The organism is Klebsiella sp. CTHL.F3a, from assembly GCF_019890895.1.
Classification (GTDB): Bacteria; Pseudomonadota; Gammaproteobacteria; order Enterobacterales; family Enterobacteriaceae; genus Klebsiella; species Klebsiella grimontii.
In genome coordinates this window covers 1,814,936-1,829,089 of sequence record NZ_CP082360.1, presented here as the reverse complement: position 1 = coordinate 1,829,089, position 14,154 = coordinate 1,814,936, and the positions used below count along the sequence as shown (strand labels likewise).

General features: G+C 53.7%; 12 protein-coding genes. 1 reads left to right on the top strand and 11 read right to left on the bottom strand.

What is annotated here, in order from left to right:
• Positions 1-75 precede the first annotated feature (75 nt).
• From K7H21_RS08725 to folE, 9 genes are all read right to left on the bottom strand, one after another.
• Complete coding sequence (locus tag K7H21_RS08725) at positions 76-735, bottom strand: DUF799 domain-containing protein (RefSeq protein WP_049113998.1); 660 nt, start codon at positions 733-735, stop codon at positions 76-78.
• Positions 732-1,088 (bottom strand): DUF4810 domain-containing protein, encoded by a 357-nt coding sequence (locus K7H21_RS08720; protein WP_004122858.1) that lies wholly within the window; start codon positions 1,086-1,088, stop codon positions 732-734. Before K7H21_RS08720 ends, K7H21_RS08725 begins: the two co-directional genes overlap by 4 nt.
• Positions 1,089-1,160: 72 nt before the next feature.
• Positions 1,161-1,832 (bottom strand): CsgG/HfaB family protein, encoded by a 672-nt coding sequence (locus K7H21_RS08715; protein ID WP_087829132.1) that lies wholly within the window; start codon positions 1,830-1,832, stop codon positions 1,161-1,163.
• Positions 1,833-2,048: 216 nt separating this feature from the next.
• Positions 2,049-3,059 (bottom strand): galactose/methyl galactoside ABC transporter permease MglC, encoded by a 1,011-nt coding sequence (mglC, locus tag K7H21_RS08710; RefSeq protein WP_004122861.1) that lies wholly within the window; start codon positions 3,057-3,059, stop codon positions 2,049-2,051.
• A 15-nt stretch (positions 3,060-3,074) separates the two neighbouring features.
• Positions 3,075-4,595 carry a galactose/methyl galactoside ABC transporter ATP-binding protein MglA gene (gene mglA, locus K7H21_RS08705; protein WP_004122862.1) on the bottom strand — a complete coding sequence of 507 codons (1,521 nt, stop codon included), beginning with the start codon at positions 4,593-4,595 and terminating at the stop codon, positions 3,075-3,077.
• Between the two features lie 118 nt (positions 4,596-4,713).
• Positions 4,714-5,712 (bottom strand): galactose/glucose ABC transporter substrate-binding protein MglB, encoded by a 999-nt coding sequence (gene mglB, locus K7H21_RS08700; protein WP_004122863.1) that lies wholly within the window; start codon positions 5,710-5,712, stop codon positions 4,714-4,716.
• 288 nt (positions 5,713-6,000) lie between these two features.
• Entirely contained in the window at positions 6,001-7,023 is a 1,023-nt protein-coding gene (gene galS, locus K7H21_RS08695) for an HTH-type transcriptional regulator GalS (RefSeq protein WP_004122864.1), read from the bottom strand.
• A gap of 155 nt (positions 7,024-7,178) precedes the next feature.
• Positions 7,179-8,336 carry a DUF418 domain-containing protein YeiB gene (yeiB, locus tag K7H21_RS08690; protein ID WP_004122865.1) on the bottom strand — a complete coding sequence of 386 codons (1,158 nt, stop codon included), beginning with the start codon at positions 8,334-8,336 and terminating at the stop codon, positions 7,179-7,181.
• Positions 8,337-8,351: 15 nt separating this feature from the next.
• Positions 8,352-9,020 (bottom strand): GTP cyclohydrolase I FolE, encoded by a 669-nt coding sequence (gene folE, locus K7H21_RS08685; protein ID WP_004103895.1) that lies wholly within the window; start codon positions 9,018-9,020, stop codon positions 8,352-8,354.
• Positions 9,021-9,388: 368 nt separating this feature from the next.
• Here folE and fghA point away from each other — a divergent pair, with 368 nt between their 5' ends.
• Positions 9,389-10,225, top strand: a complete 837-nt coding sequence (gene fghA / locus K7H21_RS08680; protein ID WP_004122866.1) for an S-formylglutathione hydrolase — start codon at positions 9,389-9,391, stop codon at positions 10,223-10,225.
• A gap of 120 nt (positions 10,226-10,345) precedes the next feature.
• On the opposite strand, the gene cirA is transcribed toward fghA, so the two are convergent.
• Together cirA and K7H21_RS08670 are read right to left on the bottom strand one after the other, a co-directional pair.
• Positions 10,346-12,319 (bottom strand): catecholate siderophore receptor CirA, encoded by a 1,974-nt coding sequence (gene cirA / locus K7H21_RS08675; RefSeq protein ID WP_004122881.1) that lies wholly within the window; start codon positions 12,317-12,319, stop codon positions 10,346-10,348.
• Positions 12,320-12,621: 302 nt separating this feature from the next.
• Positions 12,622-14,091, bottom strand: coding sequence for an amino acid permease (locus K7H21_RS08670; protein WP_154902449.1), 1,470 nt, complete (start codon positions 14,089-14,091; stop codon positions 12,622-12,624).
• Between the last annotated feature and the right edge of the window lie 63 nt (positions 14,092-14,154).

Genomic DNA, 14,154 nt, shown 5'->3' with positions numbered 1-14,154 from the left:
ATCTGGCAAAGACGGCTTCCTGATAAGCAATAAATGGCCGATGCAAAGGCGCGCATCGGCCATCTATTGAGGACGCTATTGCAAATCTTTACCGTATTTAGGAGAGCGAGGGCCGTACAACATACCCGCCGGCGCGGCAGGCGTAAGCAGGCGCGCATCGGCAATACCCGCAACCTTATAGCTTCTGTCGGTCATGGTGTTGACTATCTGGTCAACGGCAGCCTGGATAAGCATGCCTAAAAGCGAACCGCCGCTGCTGTCACCTTCGCTGCTGGAAGCTACCGCGCTGCCTTTCCATAATAGTTTCCCGTTACGAATATCCACCAGTTCACCGGAAACGGCGACACGCGTATCGCTATTGATAACCTGATACGATGTCCCATATTCCGTGACCTTAAGATAGAGCACAGCGTCGGCGCCAAAAATTTCTCTTAGCTTTTGATGGCTGACACCGTGCATTTCTTCACCATTCACGACGCCATTTTGTTTAAAGGTGTTCTCAACGACGGCAACAGGGAAAACATAATATCCCGCCTCGGCAAGCGGCAGCGTGACCTGCGAAAGTACCCCATAGCCCGCTTTAACGTCCGGTGATTCGTTTTTCGGCAGCAGGACCAGAATACTCTTCGGTTTACTCTGCCTGAATGCCGTGTAGTCATAGGATTTTTTCGGTGCGCAACCGCTCAACAACAGGGTCACTAATAAACCTGCGCATAATACATATAACTTTTTCATGCTTTGCCTCCCTGCATTTTCTTCAACAGAAAATCCATAAACTGGCTGGATTCAGGAAACAGCCGTTTCTCCTGTTCAAATTCTGTTTTTGCCAATTCCGGATGACCGGTATCGATATATAACATCCCCAGATGCGCATGCAGTCCCGGAGGAACAGGAAGGGCCTGCGCCCGCGCTTTTTCAATATCTTTTTTTAATGCTTCGATTTGCTCTTGTGGCCCCATATCCAGCGCGTAATACTCATAAACCACAGGCTGATATTCATTCCAGCTATAGAGAGGTTTGGGGCTTGTCGCACAACCGCTTATCACCGCCACGGCGAGCAGAATGAAAACAGAACGAATAATATTCATTTTTAACATCCATATTATGATTTAACGCGACATTTCACCGTGCGCACACGGGAAATGTCGAAATCAGAACGATTATTTAGCCGGTGTCCACGCACCGCTTTCGATACCTGCAACCAGATTATTTACGGCTTCGCGGATAGCGAGATCCAACACTTTTCCGTTTAGCGTGGAGTCATAGCTGGCGGTACCGCCGAATCCGATCACTTCGCGGTTAGAAAGCTCAAACTCCCCGGCACCCTGCGATGAAAAAACGACTTCGGATGTCTGGACATTTACGATATTCAGATTCACTTTGGCATAGGCAATTTGGCTCTTCCCTCTTCCCAGGATGCCAAATAACTGATGGTCCCCGACTTCCTTGCGCCCAAATTCGGTCACGTCGCCCGTCACCACGTAATCAGCGCCCTTCAGCGTCTGGCTGGTTCCTTTTATACTGGCTTCATTCTGCAACTCGGCCATATTACTCCGATCGAGAACATTGAATCGCCCGGTTTGTTGCAAATGTGTTATGAGAATTGTTTTTGACTGATTACCCAAACGATCGACGCCATCAGAAAATACGCCGTTCATATAGCTGGAGCGGTTATCAAACTTACCCACTGAAATTGGGCTGCGAGCGCCGTGGTAAGGCGTATTCCAGGTCGTCACCTTAGCGACTTCAAGAGAGCGGGATGATTCTTTTGCGCAGCCGCTCAATAAAAAGAGGCTTGCGAAGCCTATCGCGGCAATCATTTTCTTTAACATTGTATGGTTCCTTTCCATCATCAAAAAGCAAATGAGCATAATATCCGTAGTTGGCGGAAAGATATATAAATATATGTTTACATCTTGACAAACTCATTAATTCATTCGTGATATGAAAAGACTAATAGCTATTTATTCAGCAATATCGATTTTCGTGAGCCAGACCTGCGCAAAATAAAAAAGCTGCCCGAAGGCAGCTTTTATCAACAGAAGAACTTACTTCTTCCGCGCATACTTCAGCGAATCCAGCGCCACGGCGAAGATGATAATCGCACCTTTGATAATGTACTGCCAGTACGGGTTCACGCCGATATAGGTCAGACCGTAGTTGATGACGGTGAAGATAATCACCCCAGTCACCACGCCGAACACGGTGCCGACCCCGCCGCTGAACGATACGCCGCCGACCACGCAGGCGGCAATGGCATCCAGTTCATACATAAAGCCAAGGTTATTGGTCGCCGAACCGATGCGTCCGGCTTCCAGCAGGCCGCCGAAGGCGTAGAACACGCCGGAGAGCGCATAAATCATCAGCAGGTTCAGAGCGACGTTGACGCCGGAAACCTTCGCCGCTTCCGGGTTACCGCCGATAGCAAAAATGTTTTTACCAAAGCGGGTTTTGTTCCACAGGATCCATACGAAGAACACCGCAATCAGCGCATAGAAGGTAATATACGACAGGCGGAATGAGCCCAGCGCCACGAACCCTTGGGCAAACTGCGAGAAGTGACTATCGAAGCCGGAAATCGGCGACGCGCCAACAAAGTCGTAATACAGGGAGTTGATACCGTAAACGATGATCATCGTGCCAAGAGTGGTGATAAACGGCGTCACGTTCAGGTAAGCGATAATAATACCGTTGATAAGACCAATGACCGCGCCGATCGCGCACACCAGTAGGATAACCAGCGGGATCGGCATCGTAGCCATCTCCGGGAACACCTTATTGGCATTGTCCACCGCCTGCAGCATCGTGGCGGCGATAACCGCCGCGAGACCGACCTGACGTCCGGCTGAAAGGTCGGTACCCTGAGTGACAATAAGTCCGGCCACGCCGAGCGCGATAATAATACGCACCGAAGACTGGGTCAGAATATTACTTAAGTTCAGCAAACTTAAGAATGTCGGATCCTGGAAAATAATAATAGCCAGCAATACTAAAAGAACCACGTAAATCCCACCTTCTTTCAAATAGGTGAGAAAACTCTTTTTATTTAACGCACTCATGAGGAGCCCCTGATCTTAAAGGTGCAACGACGCAAGACGGAGAATTTCGTTTTGCGTGGTGGTTTTAGTCTCAACAATTCCGGCAACAAGACCATTGCTCATTACCAGAATACGGTCAGTAATACCCAGCAGCTCCGGCATCTCGGAGGAAATAATAATGATCCCTTTGTCTTTTTTTGCCAGCTCGGCGATCAGCTGATAAATTTCGAACTTCGCCCCAACGTCAATCCCACGCGTGGGTTCATCGAGCATCAAAATTTCCGGCTGGGTTAATAGCCAACGACCGATAATCACTTTTTGTTGGTTACCACCGGACAACGAACCAATTTGCGTGTGCTGCCCTGGGGTTTTCACGCGCATCGAATCAATCACCCATTGGGTATCGCTTTTCATGCGTGAATTATCCAGCAATCCGACCTTATTCTTGTATTTCTTAATATTGGAGATCAGCGAGTTAAAACCGATATCCAGGTAGGCATAAATTCCCGTCGAGCGTCGCTCTTCGGTCACCAGGGCAAAGCCGTGGTTGATGGCTTCATTGGCGCTATGATTATTAATCTTCTTACCGTGCAACCTGATCGTCCCACCGGCCTTCTCGCGAATACCAAATAACGTCTCGACGATATCGGTACGTTTCGCGCCAACCAGTCCGGCAATACCCAGGATTTCACCTTTGTGCAGATCGAAAGAGACATCGCGAATCGACGGCTGGCGCAATGAGGTTAAATTGCGCACCTCGAGAATCACCTCACCCGGCTTATTTTCTTTGTTCGGAAAGCGCTGATTGAGGGAGCGACCGACCATCATCGCGATAATCTTATCCATATCAAGCCCTTCCAACGGCTGAGTGGCGATCCACTGGCCGTCGCGCAGGATGGTAATTTCATCGCACAGCTGGAAGATCTCTTCCATTTTGTGGGAAATATAGACTATACCGCAGCCGCGCTCTTTTAGCTTACGGATAATTTTAAACAGATGGTTGACCTCTTTTTCGGTTAACGAAGAGGTCGGCTCATCCATAATGACAATTTTGGCGTTATAGGAAAATGCCTTCGCAATTTCAATCATCTGCATTTGCGATACCGATAGCGTACCGACGCGAGCGCGCGGGTCGATATCAATATCCAGCTCATCGAAAATCGCTTTGGTATCACGATACATTTTGTCCTGATCGACAAACACGCCTTTGGTGGGATAACGTCCCAACCACATGTTGTCCATCACCGAACGTTGTAAGACCAGGTTTAATTCCTGATGAACCATTGAAATACCGTTTTCCAGGGCTTCTTTAGCCGAATGGAAATCGATCTCTTGCCCCTGAAAAAGAATACTGCCGGAATCTTTTTGGTAGATCCCAAATAGGCATTTTAATAATGTTGATTTGCCCGCGCCGTTCTCCCCCATTAAGGCGTGAATAGAGTGGGGACGAACCTTGAGGTTCACATTATCGAGAGCCTTGACGCCAGGAAACGATTTGTTGATGTTGGTCATTTCCAACAAATATTCGCCTGACCGTTCGCTATTATTGCTGACCATAGTTATACCTGGCTGCGTGCGTGCATACCCCAGCCGACGAATTAACGACGAACAGGGACGGGTTCTGTATCAGGAATAATCGGGCGTACAGCGCGCACGCCCGCAGCTTATTAAGCTATTACTTACCGATAAATTCACTCAGATTGTCTTTATCAACGCCCACGTACGGTACGCGGACAATCTTATTTTCAATTTTCCAGTTAGTGCCGGCAGCCGGTTCTTTGCCATCGGCGAGATTTTTCGCCAGATCGAAGGTGGCTTTCGCCTGGTTGTTGGCATCGTTCAGTACGGTACCCGCCATAGCGCCGGATTTAACCAACGCTAACGCTTCCGGCAGCGCATCGACGCCGAATACCGGGATGCTGCTCTTATTGTGGGCCTTCAGCGCTTCTACCGCGCCCATCGCCATCGCATCGTTGTTAGCGATAACGACTTCAATTTTGTTGGCGTTCGGGCCAGACAGCCAGGCATCCATCTTATCTTTCGCCTGAGCGGTGTCCCACATGGCGGTGTCTAACGCCAGCTGCTGGGTTTTGAAGCCCTTGTCGTTCAGCTCTTTAATCACGTAGGTAGTACGCGCTTCCGCATCTGGATGGCCCGGCTCGCCTTTCAGCAGGACAAACTGAATCTGGCCATCTTTATTCAGATCCCAGTTCGGGTTCGCTTTCCAGTGCTTGGCAATCAGGTCACCCTGAATCACGCCGGACTCTTTTGAATCGGTACCGACGTAGTACGCTTTATCGTAGCTATCCAGCGCCTTACGGGATGGCTCTTTGTTAAAGAATACTACCGGCACGTTCTGGCTACGGGCTTTATCGATGACCGTCCCCGCCGCCGCCGGGTCAACCAGGTTAATCGCCAGCGCCTTCACGCCTTTTGCCAGCAGGACGTCAATCTGATCGTTCTGCTTGGACTGATCGTTTTGCGAGTCATTCATGAGCAGCTGAACATCCGGCGCCGATTTGCCGTCTTTCTCAATTGCCTTACGCACCACCGACATAAAGTTGTCGTCGTATTTATAGATCGTCACGCCGATACGCGTATCTGCTGCGTGCGCCGCGGCGCCGAATAACATGCTGGCCATTACAGCAGACAGGGTTAACACCTTCTTATTCATGGAATCTCCGGTTTTATTATGCAGGGTCTTTGGTGTGAAAATGGCTGGCGAGCGTTACATTAATGTTACTGCACAGCGACATTCACGACTGTAATTCTGTCTTCCGTGTAGGGTACCGCTCCTGAAAAACGGCTTTATTCATCGTTTAACGCCGATTACTGCTGTAAAAGTGATTAATCACCGTGACATAGTATGTTCAGACTTGTAAACGCAGCAATCATAGTCAGCTTAATGTTAACAAACTGTGAAATCACTCACATATTGAAAGCGGTTACATCAGGCAGATAATTAGTTAGTGATCGGCCCCACAATTTGCCTCTGCGCCACCGAATGCCGGCGCACCAGCGTCGGCATAAAGCAGTGGCTGGCTTCACGATCCAGCTTCCCCGCCGCGCCCTGTAGCGCCAGCTCGGTCGCCAGTTTCGCCATCGACATAATCGGGTAGCGCACCGTCGTCAGCTGCGGGTCGGTGTAACGGGAAATGGGGATATCATCAAAACCGATCAGCGAGAGATGCTGCGGTACGGCAATGCCGTTATCTTTAAGCGTCGTGAGCGCGCCGGCCGCCATGCTGTCGTTATAGGCGAAGACCGCGGTCAGACCGAGGTTGCGCCCCAGCAGTTCGACCATCGCCGCCTCGCCGCCCTGCATATCCGGAGATCCGGATCCCACCCAGCTTTCGGGAGCGACAATGCCGTGTTCATGTAACGCCCTGAACCATCCTTCCCGCCGTAATTCATCATCTTCGATGCCGTGATTGGAAGAGAGGTAGCCGATGCGCTGGTGACCATGATTGAGCAGCATGCGGGTCGCCATCAGCGCGCCGCTGACGTTATCCAGCCCAACGCAGCGGTGGGCGTACCCCGGCACGATGCGGTTAATCAGCACCATTCCCGGCATATGCTCCATAAAATCCCCCAGCTCCGCGTCGCTCAGCGCCTTGGAATGGACGATCAGCGCTGAACAGCGCTGGCGAATCAGCACCTCAATGGCGTTACGCTCTTTTTCCGCTTCATGATAGCTATTGCCGATAAGCACATATTTCTGATGCTGCTGGGCGACGGTATCAACCGCTTTGACCAGCGCGCCAAAAAAGGCGTCCGACACGTCCATCACGACCACGCCGATGGTATCGCTGACCTGCGTCGCCAGCGCCTGCGCGTTGGCGTTCGGCCGATAGCCCAATAGCGTTACCGCCTTCATTACCGCTTCTCGCGTATCCGGGCTCACCAGCGCGCTGTTATTCAGCACGCGCGAAACCGTCGCGACGGAAACCCCCGCCTGGCGGGCGACATCACGAATGGTGATCATACTCACCAACCTGTAGAGCATTGCAGTACGTCACACTCACCTCCTGTGTTCAGCAAGGAGGCTATTCTGGCAGCGACGTGCCGTACGCTACGTGAGTGAGGTCACAGGGATGGAAACGGTTACATCCATTTTGTTAATGATTGTGATCCAGATCGTTATCTGGATGTATCTTTTAATGATGTCCCCGACGCACGCAGGGTGAATTGGCGCCATAGCCACTCAACGGGCCCCTGGCGGAAATGACGTAGCCAAAACCACGAGAAGAGAAGATTCACCGCCCATACGGGCGGCACGAAGGCTAACAGCTGTAAGCGGTCATACTTCATAAACAGGCCGAAGCGGTAAAATAGGGTGGTGCAAATGAGGGTCTGCAGCAGATAGTTGGTCAGCGCCATGCGCCCGACGCAGGCAATCGCCCCCACCAGACGAAACTTACACAGCTGCGGCCAGAAGCCCCAGGCCAGCGCCGCGTAGCCGATGGTTTGCAGCGGCGCGCTCAGCTCGCGCGGCGCCTGTAGCAAAAATGCGCACCAACGATAATCCCAGCCCAGATGCCACTGGGCGACGATAGAGGGCAAATTGACCGCCATTCCGGCGATAATCAGCAGCCCGCCGGTACGCCGGTAATGGTGAAGGCTGAACTGCCCTTTGAGCCAGCCGCTGCGCATTAGCGCGGCGCCCATCAGCATCATACCGGCCAGCTGCCAACCGTACTGCGCGCCCAGCGCCAGCAGATTATCCGACAGCATATCCGCGCGATTGCTCACCGCCTCAAAGCCGCCTTTTAGCTTCCAGTACTGCTCGTACTGCAAATTGGCCGCGTCCGGCACCCACGAACGATTGGGCGTATTGCCGGAAATCAATCCCAGCAGTAGCAGGACCGCCACGCCAATGACGTACAGCACCACGCCGGTATTAAACAGCGATTTGACATCGTGGGCGTCGCGCACCATTCGCCATCCCACCAGCCCTACCAGCGCATAAGCCAGCAGAATATCGCCGTCCCAGAAAAACAGACCGTGTATAAAGCCCAACAGCGCCAGCAGCGTCAGGCGCGACTGGATCCAACGCTTGCCGCGCGGCAGTAAAAGCTGAAGCCCGGCGCCAAACAGCAGGGCGAACAGGGTCAGGAATTTGACCTGCGCCAGCAGATCGAGAATCGCCCAGGTCCAGGCGTCGCTATCGGAGATGCTCCCGGACCACGCCGGGTTGAGGTAAGCGGCCTTCGGTAAACCGAAGGCGCTGATATTCAGTAGCAGGATACCGAGGATGGCGACGCCGCGGACAAAGTCCAGCGTGACATTTCTCTCCATGTACCCTGCTCCGTTTTAGTTGTGGTGACGTACGGCGCGCAGGAACTCCTGGCGGGTATTCTGGCTGGATTTAAACAGGCCGCCCAACGACGTGGTGGTGGTGGCGCTGGTCGCATCGCGAATGCCGCGCGCTTTCACACAGTAGTGCACCGCATCGATGGAAACCGCGACGTTGCTGGTTCCCAATAGCGTTTGCAGCGCGGTGAGGATCTGCTGCGTCAGTCGCTCCTGCACCTGCGGGCGCTGGGAGAAGAACTGCACGATGCGGTTAATTTTCGACAGGCCAATTACCGAATCTTTCGGGATATAGGCCACCGTCGCTTTGCCGTCGATCGTGACAAAATGGTGTTCGCAGGTGCTGGTCAGGGTGATATCGCGTACGGTCACCATTTCATCAACCTGCATCTTATTTTCGATGACGGTGATTTTAGGGAACCGGGCGTAGTCCAGGCCGGAGAAAATTTCATCGACGTACATTTTGGCGATGCGATGCGGAGTCTCCATCAGGCTGTCATCACTTAGATCAAGGTTTAACAGCTGCATAATCTCGGTCATGTGTCCGGCGATCAGACGCTTGCGAGTTTCATTATCAATTTCTTGTACTGGTGGACGCAGCGGCGTCTCCAGCCCACGAGCGACCAGCGCTTCATGAACGAGTATGGCTTCTTTACTCAGTGATGACATTTTTGTTCTCCTGCAGGTGTGGCGCTCTTTGCTCTTCTGAGGGCAAAGTTTGTATTCATTGTGCGTGAGGTGACGCACAGAATCCAGTAGCCGCATCGATAATTGTTGAAATTGGCGTCACCTCTCGTTCCACGCCGCCAGACCAGCGCACTACGATGCGTCACGCAACGCCCTGCTCACCTTGCCGCAACCAACCCAATCGCCGCCCCATAGCGCGACTCCTGCCGCTACGGCAAGGTCAGCATGTTGGTTAAAAGTTGCATTAATGATGCAATACGTTCCGAAAAGGAGGAAGTGAAAGTTACTCACGAGACCATGAAATATCTGTATTATGGAAAATTACGCCTGAGACACTTAAGGAGCCCTGCATGGAACTGCTCGAAGAGCACCGCTGTTTTGAAGGTCGGCAGCAACGCTGGCGGCACGACTCCGCAACGCTGAACTGCGCAATGACCTTCAGCATCTTTTTACCGCCCGCCAAAGCGGACGCGCCGCCGCCGGTTCTCTACTGGCTCTCCGGCCTGACCTGCAATGATGAAAACTTCACTACCAAAGCGGGCGCTCAGCGCGTCGCCGCCGAACTGGGCATTGCGCTGGTGATGCCGGACACCAGCCCGCGCGGTGATAATGTTGCCGACGATAGCGCTTACGATCTGGGTAAAGGCGCGGGCTTTTACCTCAATGCCACCCAGGCGCCGTGGTCAGCGCATTTCCGCATGTACGATTACCTTCGCGACGAGCTGCCGCAGCTGATTGCCCGCGAGTTCACTCTCAGCGATCGCTGCGCCATCAGCGGACACTCCATGGGCGGCCACGGCGCGCTGGTGATGGCGCTGAAGAATCCGGGCCGCTTCGTCAGCGTTTCCGCGTTCGCGCCTATCGTTAACCCGACCCAGGTTCCCTGGGGCAAAAAAGCCTTTACCGCCTATCTGGGAGCGGATGAAGCGGCCTGGCAGGCCTGGGACAGCTGCGCGTTAATGCAGGCCAGCAGCGAGTCAGATGCGATTCCAACCCTGATTGATCAGGGTGACAGCGATGCATTTCTTGCCGAGCAGCTGCAGCCGGCAGTACTGGCGGAAACCGCGCGGCAGAAAAGCTGGCCGTTAACCCTGCGCATTCAGCCCGGTTACGATCACAGCTACTACTTTATCGCCTCATTTATTGAGGACCACCTGCGCTTCCACGCCCGGTACCTCTTCGCCTGATCATCTCAATGCGTCGTGAAGCTCCTTCCCGGCGCATTGATGCTTTTCCGTCTGGCTTCACCCTGAGCGCCTTTTGCGAGGGCTGGCAGGTTTCCCCGCCAGCCCTCTTTTATCGCCCAGTTAGAAGCGGTAATCGACGGCCATAAAGTAGCGGCGGCCTTCTTCTGTATAGCTATAGTCGTCGCGGCTCAGATCCTTATCGCCAACGTTGAGTACCCCGGAGCGCAGCTTGACGTTTTTGGTGACGTTCCAGGCCGCGCCGATATCAAACATGGTGTAGCCGCCGGGCGTTTTGCCCGTCGCGCTGACCGAACGCTGTTCGCCGGTATAGTTGGCGGTGACGTAGAAGGACCAGTCGTCCAGAGGTTTCCAGTCGAGGGTACCGTTAGCGGTATGGAACGGCAGCGTTTGCAGCGGTTTATCGCCGCCGTTGCTCAGGTCGCGGCCATCGTTATAGGTGTAGTTAACCGTCAGCTTCCATTCGTCGCCGAACGGCACCTTCAATTCCGTTTCTACCCCTTTGATACGCGCCTTATTGACGTTGAAGTAGCGGAAGATCGGCACGCGTTTACCGTTCACCGTTTTCCAGCCGACAAAGTTCGGGTAGCCCGGCGCTTCGCTGGCGCTGGAGGTACGCAGGATATCGATCATATCGTCAACGTTATTCTGGAAGGTGGTGACGCTTCCTTCCACGCCGTCAAACCAGCCCTCTTCGCCGCGATAGTACAGGCCCAGCTCGAAGCTTTCGCTGGTTTCCGGTTTCAGATCCGGGTTACCGATAATGCTGCACGAGCCGCGGCAGGAGTTGGTGGTCCAGTCCGGGTTCAGCTGCAGCAGGGATGGCGCTTTAAATGCCGTCGCCCAGCCGCCCTTCACGGTCACGGTATCGGTGGCGTTATACACCAGATAAGCGCGCGGGCTCCAGTGATCGCCATAGGTCTGGTGATCGTCCATACGAATGCCGGTGGTCAAGGCCAGAGGTTCGATGATCCGCCATTCATCTTCGAGGAACAGCGCGTACTGGCTGGCGGAGGTGGATTGGCTGCCGCTGCTCAGATTGACCGGGTCTTTCAGCTTATCGTGACGCCATTCGCCGCCGAAGGTCAGCAGCTGGTTAATCATTCCCAACGGCAGAACGTATTTGCCGTCAACCGAGTTACTCTCAGAAGTGATGGTCCCGGCCTGACCCGGATTTTTATTATCCACTTTCTCGCCGTAGAATTTCAGCTCGCTATTGCCGACATCCCAGCGGCCGTTGTGGCTCAGGGAGTAGTTCTGGCGCTCAAGGCGGTTGCGGTCAAGAGAGTCGGAATCCCGATCCTGGCGATCAAACCCGTAGCCTGCGGTCATGTCCTGATTATCGGTTGGCGTCCAGGCGAATTCGACGTTGCCGTCGCGGCTGGTGAAGCCTTCAATACGCGGCGTTTCGCCCGCTGCGTTGCTGGAAGCCTGCTGATCGTCCTTGGCGCGCTTCGCCAGGCTGCCGTAGGCTTTCATCCCCAGCACGCCGTCAATCAGCGGGCCGCTGGTAAAGAACTGACCGTTGTACGTATCGCCGCGATCGCGGTGTTCCTGAAGAGTGGTGTCCGCGCTGAGGGTGCCGGTCCACTGCTGGCCGACTTTTTTGGTGATGATATTCACCACGCCGCCGAGGGCGTCGGAACCATAGAGTGAGGACATCGGCCCGCGCACGACTTCGATACGTTCGATGGCATCAACCGGGATCCAGTTGAGATCAAAGTCGTTGTGGCGGAAAACGGCGTTGCGCGAGTTAACGCGTTTGCCGTCAACGAGGATCAGCGTATAGCCGCTGCTGAGGCCGCGAATGCTCACCCCTTTGCGGTTATCCCCTTCGTTGGTGAGCTGCACGCCCGGCACTTCCCGCAGGACATCCTTCAGGTTTTGTACCGGTCTACGCTGCAGATCCTGCTGGGTGATAACGCTAATACTGGCGGGCGCATCTTTGACGCTCTGTTCAGTTGCCGCAGCGGTGACGACCAGCGTTTCTTCATTGACGTCGGCGAGCGCCGGAAACGCCAGGGATACGACGGACGCGCATAATCCGGCCCGGACAAAAGGGTTTAGCCTGAACATTCCATATCTCCATGAGGTGTACAACAAAACAAACAAAAAGGTCCTGCTCACAGGTACTGTCGGCATAGCGCTCTAACGGCGTATGCGCGCAATTTTTTACAGTAGATGTGGCTGGTCGCCCCTTGTCAGTCTGACCCTCTGCAAGATACGGGGATTGGCTTCATCCTGAATTTGGCGGAAATGATAAAGATAATGATTACAGTTATCAATAAAATTATGGAGAAATGTGTCAATTTGTAAGGGCTGGGGACATAAAAAAACCCTCTTCATGAGAGGGTTTTATCTGACTATGCGAGCGCGGTTTAGCCTTTAAAGCGCTCCGGGAACTTCATTTCGCTGTAGCGTACAAAACGCGTCCCTTTCGCCAGCTTGTAACCGAACCAGATCACCAGGAACAGCGGAATACCGATATAGGTTGCCGCCACGCCGCCCCAGTCGATGGTATCTTTGAGGAACGCTTCGTAGTTCTGGCCCAAGGTAATGATCAGGCACAGCACGAAAGCGAAGATCGGCCCCAGTGGGAAGAAGCCTGAACGATACGGCAGGTCGTTGAGATCGTTCCCCTGCAGCACGTAGCCGCGACGGAAGCGATAGTGGCTGATAGCAATCCCCAGCCAGGCGATAAAACCGGTCATGCCGGAGGTATTCAGCAGCCACAGGTAAACGGTCTGATTACCGAACATCGAGCTCAGGAAGCACAGCCCTGCAATCACCGTGGTGGCATACAGCGCATTACGCGGCACGCCGCCTTTGGACAGCTTAGAGAAAATACGCGGCGCTTTGCCATCGCAGGCCAGAGTGTAGAGCATGCGGGTGGACGCGTACATCCCAGAGTTACCCGCCGACAGTACCGCCGTCAGGATAACCGCGTTCATAATCGCCGCTGCCGACAGCAGCCCCGCGTGCTGGAAGACCAGCGTGAACGGGCTAACGGAAATATCTTTAACGTCGTTACGCAGCAGGCTCGGATCGGTATACGGAATGATCAGGCTGATAATCAGAATCGCGAACACATAGAACAACAGGATACGCCAGAACACCTGCCGTACGGCGCGCGGAATATTCTTCTCCGGGTTTTCCGACTCGCCGGCCGCGATGCCGATAAGCTCGGTTCCCTGGAACGAAAAGCCGACAATCATCGCTACGCCAATCATCGCCGCAAAGCCGCCGGCAAACGGCGCATCGTCGACGATCCAGTTGCTCCAGCCCGCAGGCTGTGCGCCGTTGAAGATGCCAAAGATCATCATCACGCCGACAATAATAAAGATGATGACGGTGGCGACTTTGATCAGCGAAAACCAGTATTCCGCTTCACCAAAGCCTTTTACTGAGATCCAGTTCAGCAGGAACATGATGCCGAGGAACAGCGCGCTCCAGACCCAGCCGGGCGCATCGGGGAACCAGTAGGTCATCACCAGCTGAGCGGCAACGAGGTCAACGGCGATGGTTACCGCCCAGTTGTACCAGTAGTTCCAGCCCAGGGCAAAACCAAAGCCTTCCTCAACGTAATTTTGCCCGTAGGTCGCAAAAGAGCCGGACACCGGCATAAACGCCGCCAGCTCGCCGAGGCTGGTCATCAGGAAATAAACCATCAGGCCGATGAGAATATAAGAGAGCAGCGCCCCGCCAGGGCCCGCCTGAGAAATCGTTGCGCCAGAGGCAACAAAAAGACCTGTACCTATGGAACCGCCAATCGCGATCATGGTCAAGTGGCGCGCCTTCAGTTCACGACGTAAACCGGGCGCTTCTGTGGTTTTAGTATCCGAAACCATGTGAAAATGCTATCCATCCAAAAAACGAGGCGAGATTGTAGCAGAGTGTCTGTGATCCATCCG

What these genes read in the sequence shown, in the direction of transcription:
- K7H21_RS08670 (WP_154902449.1), bottom strand. Translation starts at nt 14,091, where the DNA reads ATGGTTTCGGATACTAAAACCACAGAAGCGCCCGGTTTACGTCGTGAA.
- K7H21_RS08725 (WP_049113998.1), bottom strand. Translation starts at nt 735, where the DNA reads ATGAAAAAGTTATATGTATTATGCGCAGGTTTATTAGTGACCCTGTTG.
- K7H21_RS08715 (WP_087829132.1), bottom strand. Translation starts at nt 1,832, where the DNA reads ATGTTAAAGAAAATGATTGCCGCGATAGGCTTCGCAAGCCTCTTTTTA.
- folE (WP_004103895.1), bottom strand. Translation starts at nt 9,020, where the DNA reads ATGTCATCACTGAGTAAAGAAGCCATACTCGTTCATGAAGCGCTGGTC.
- fghA (WP_004122866.1), top strand. Translation starts at nt 9,389, where the DNA reads ATGGAACTGCTCGAAGAGCACCGCTGTTTTGAAGGTCGGCAGCAACGC.
- K7H21_RS08720 (WP_004122858.1), bottom strand. Translation starts at nt 1,088, where the DNA reads ATGAATATTATTCGTTCTGTTTTCATTCTGCTCGCCGTGGCGGTGATA.
- mglB (WP_004122863.1), bottom strand. Translation starts at nt 5,712, where the DNA reads ATGAATAAGAAGGTGTTAACCCTGTCTGCTGTAATGGCCAGCATGTTA.
- mglA (WP_004122862.1), bottom strand. Translation starts at nt 4,595, where the DNA reads ATGGTCAGCAATAATAGCGAACGGTCAGGCGAATATTTGTTGGAAATG.
- cirA (WP_004122881.1), bottom strand. Translation starts at nt 12,319, where the DNA reads ATGTTCAGGCTAAACCCTTTTGTCCGGGCCGGATTATGCGCGTCCGTC.
- yeiB (WP_004122865.1), bottom strand. Translation starts at nt 8,336, where the DNA reads ATGGAGAGAAATGTCACGCTGGACTTTGTCCGCGGCGTCGCCATCCTC.
- mglC (WP_004122861.1), bottom strand. Translation starts at nt 3,059, where the DNA reads ATGAGTGCGTTAAATAAAAAGAGTTTTCTCACCTATTTGAAAGAAGGT.
- galS (WP_004122864.1), bottom strand. Translation starts at nt 7,023, where the DNA reads ATGATCACCATTCGTGATGTCGCCCGCCAGGCGGGGGTTTCCGTCGCG.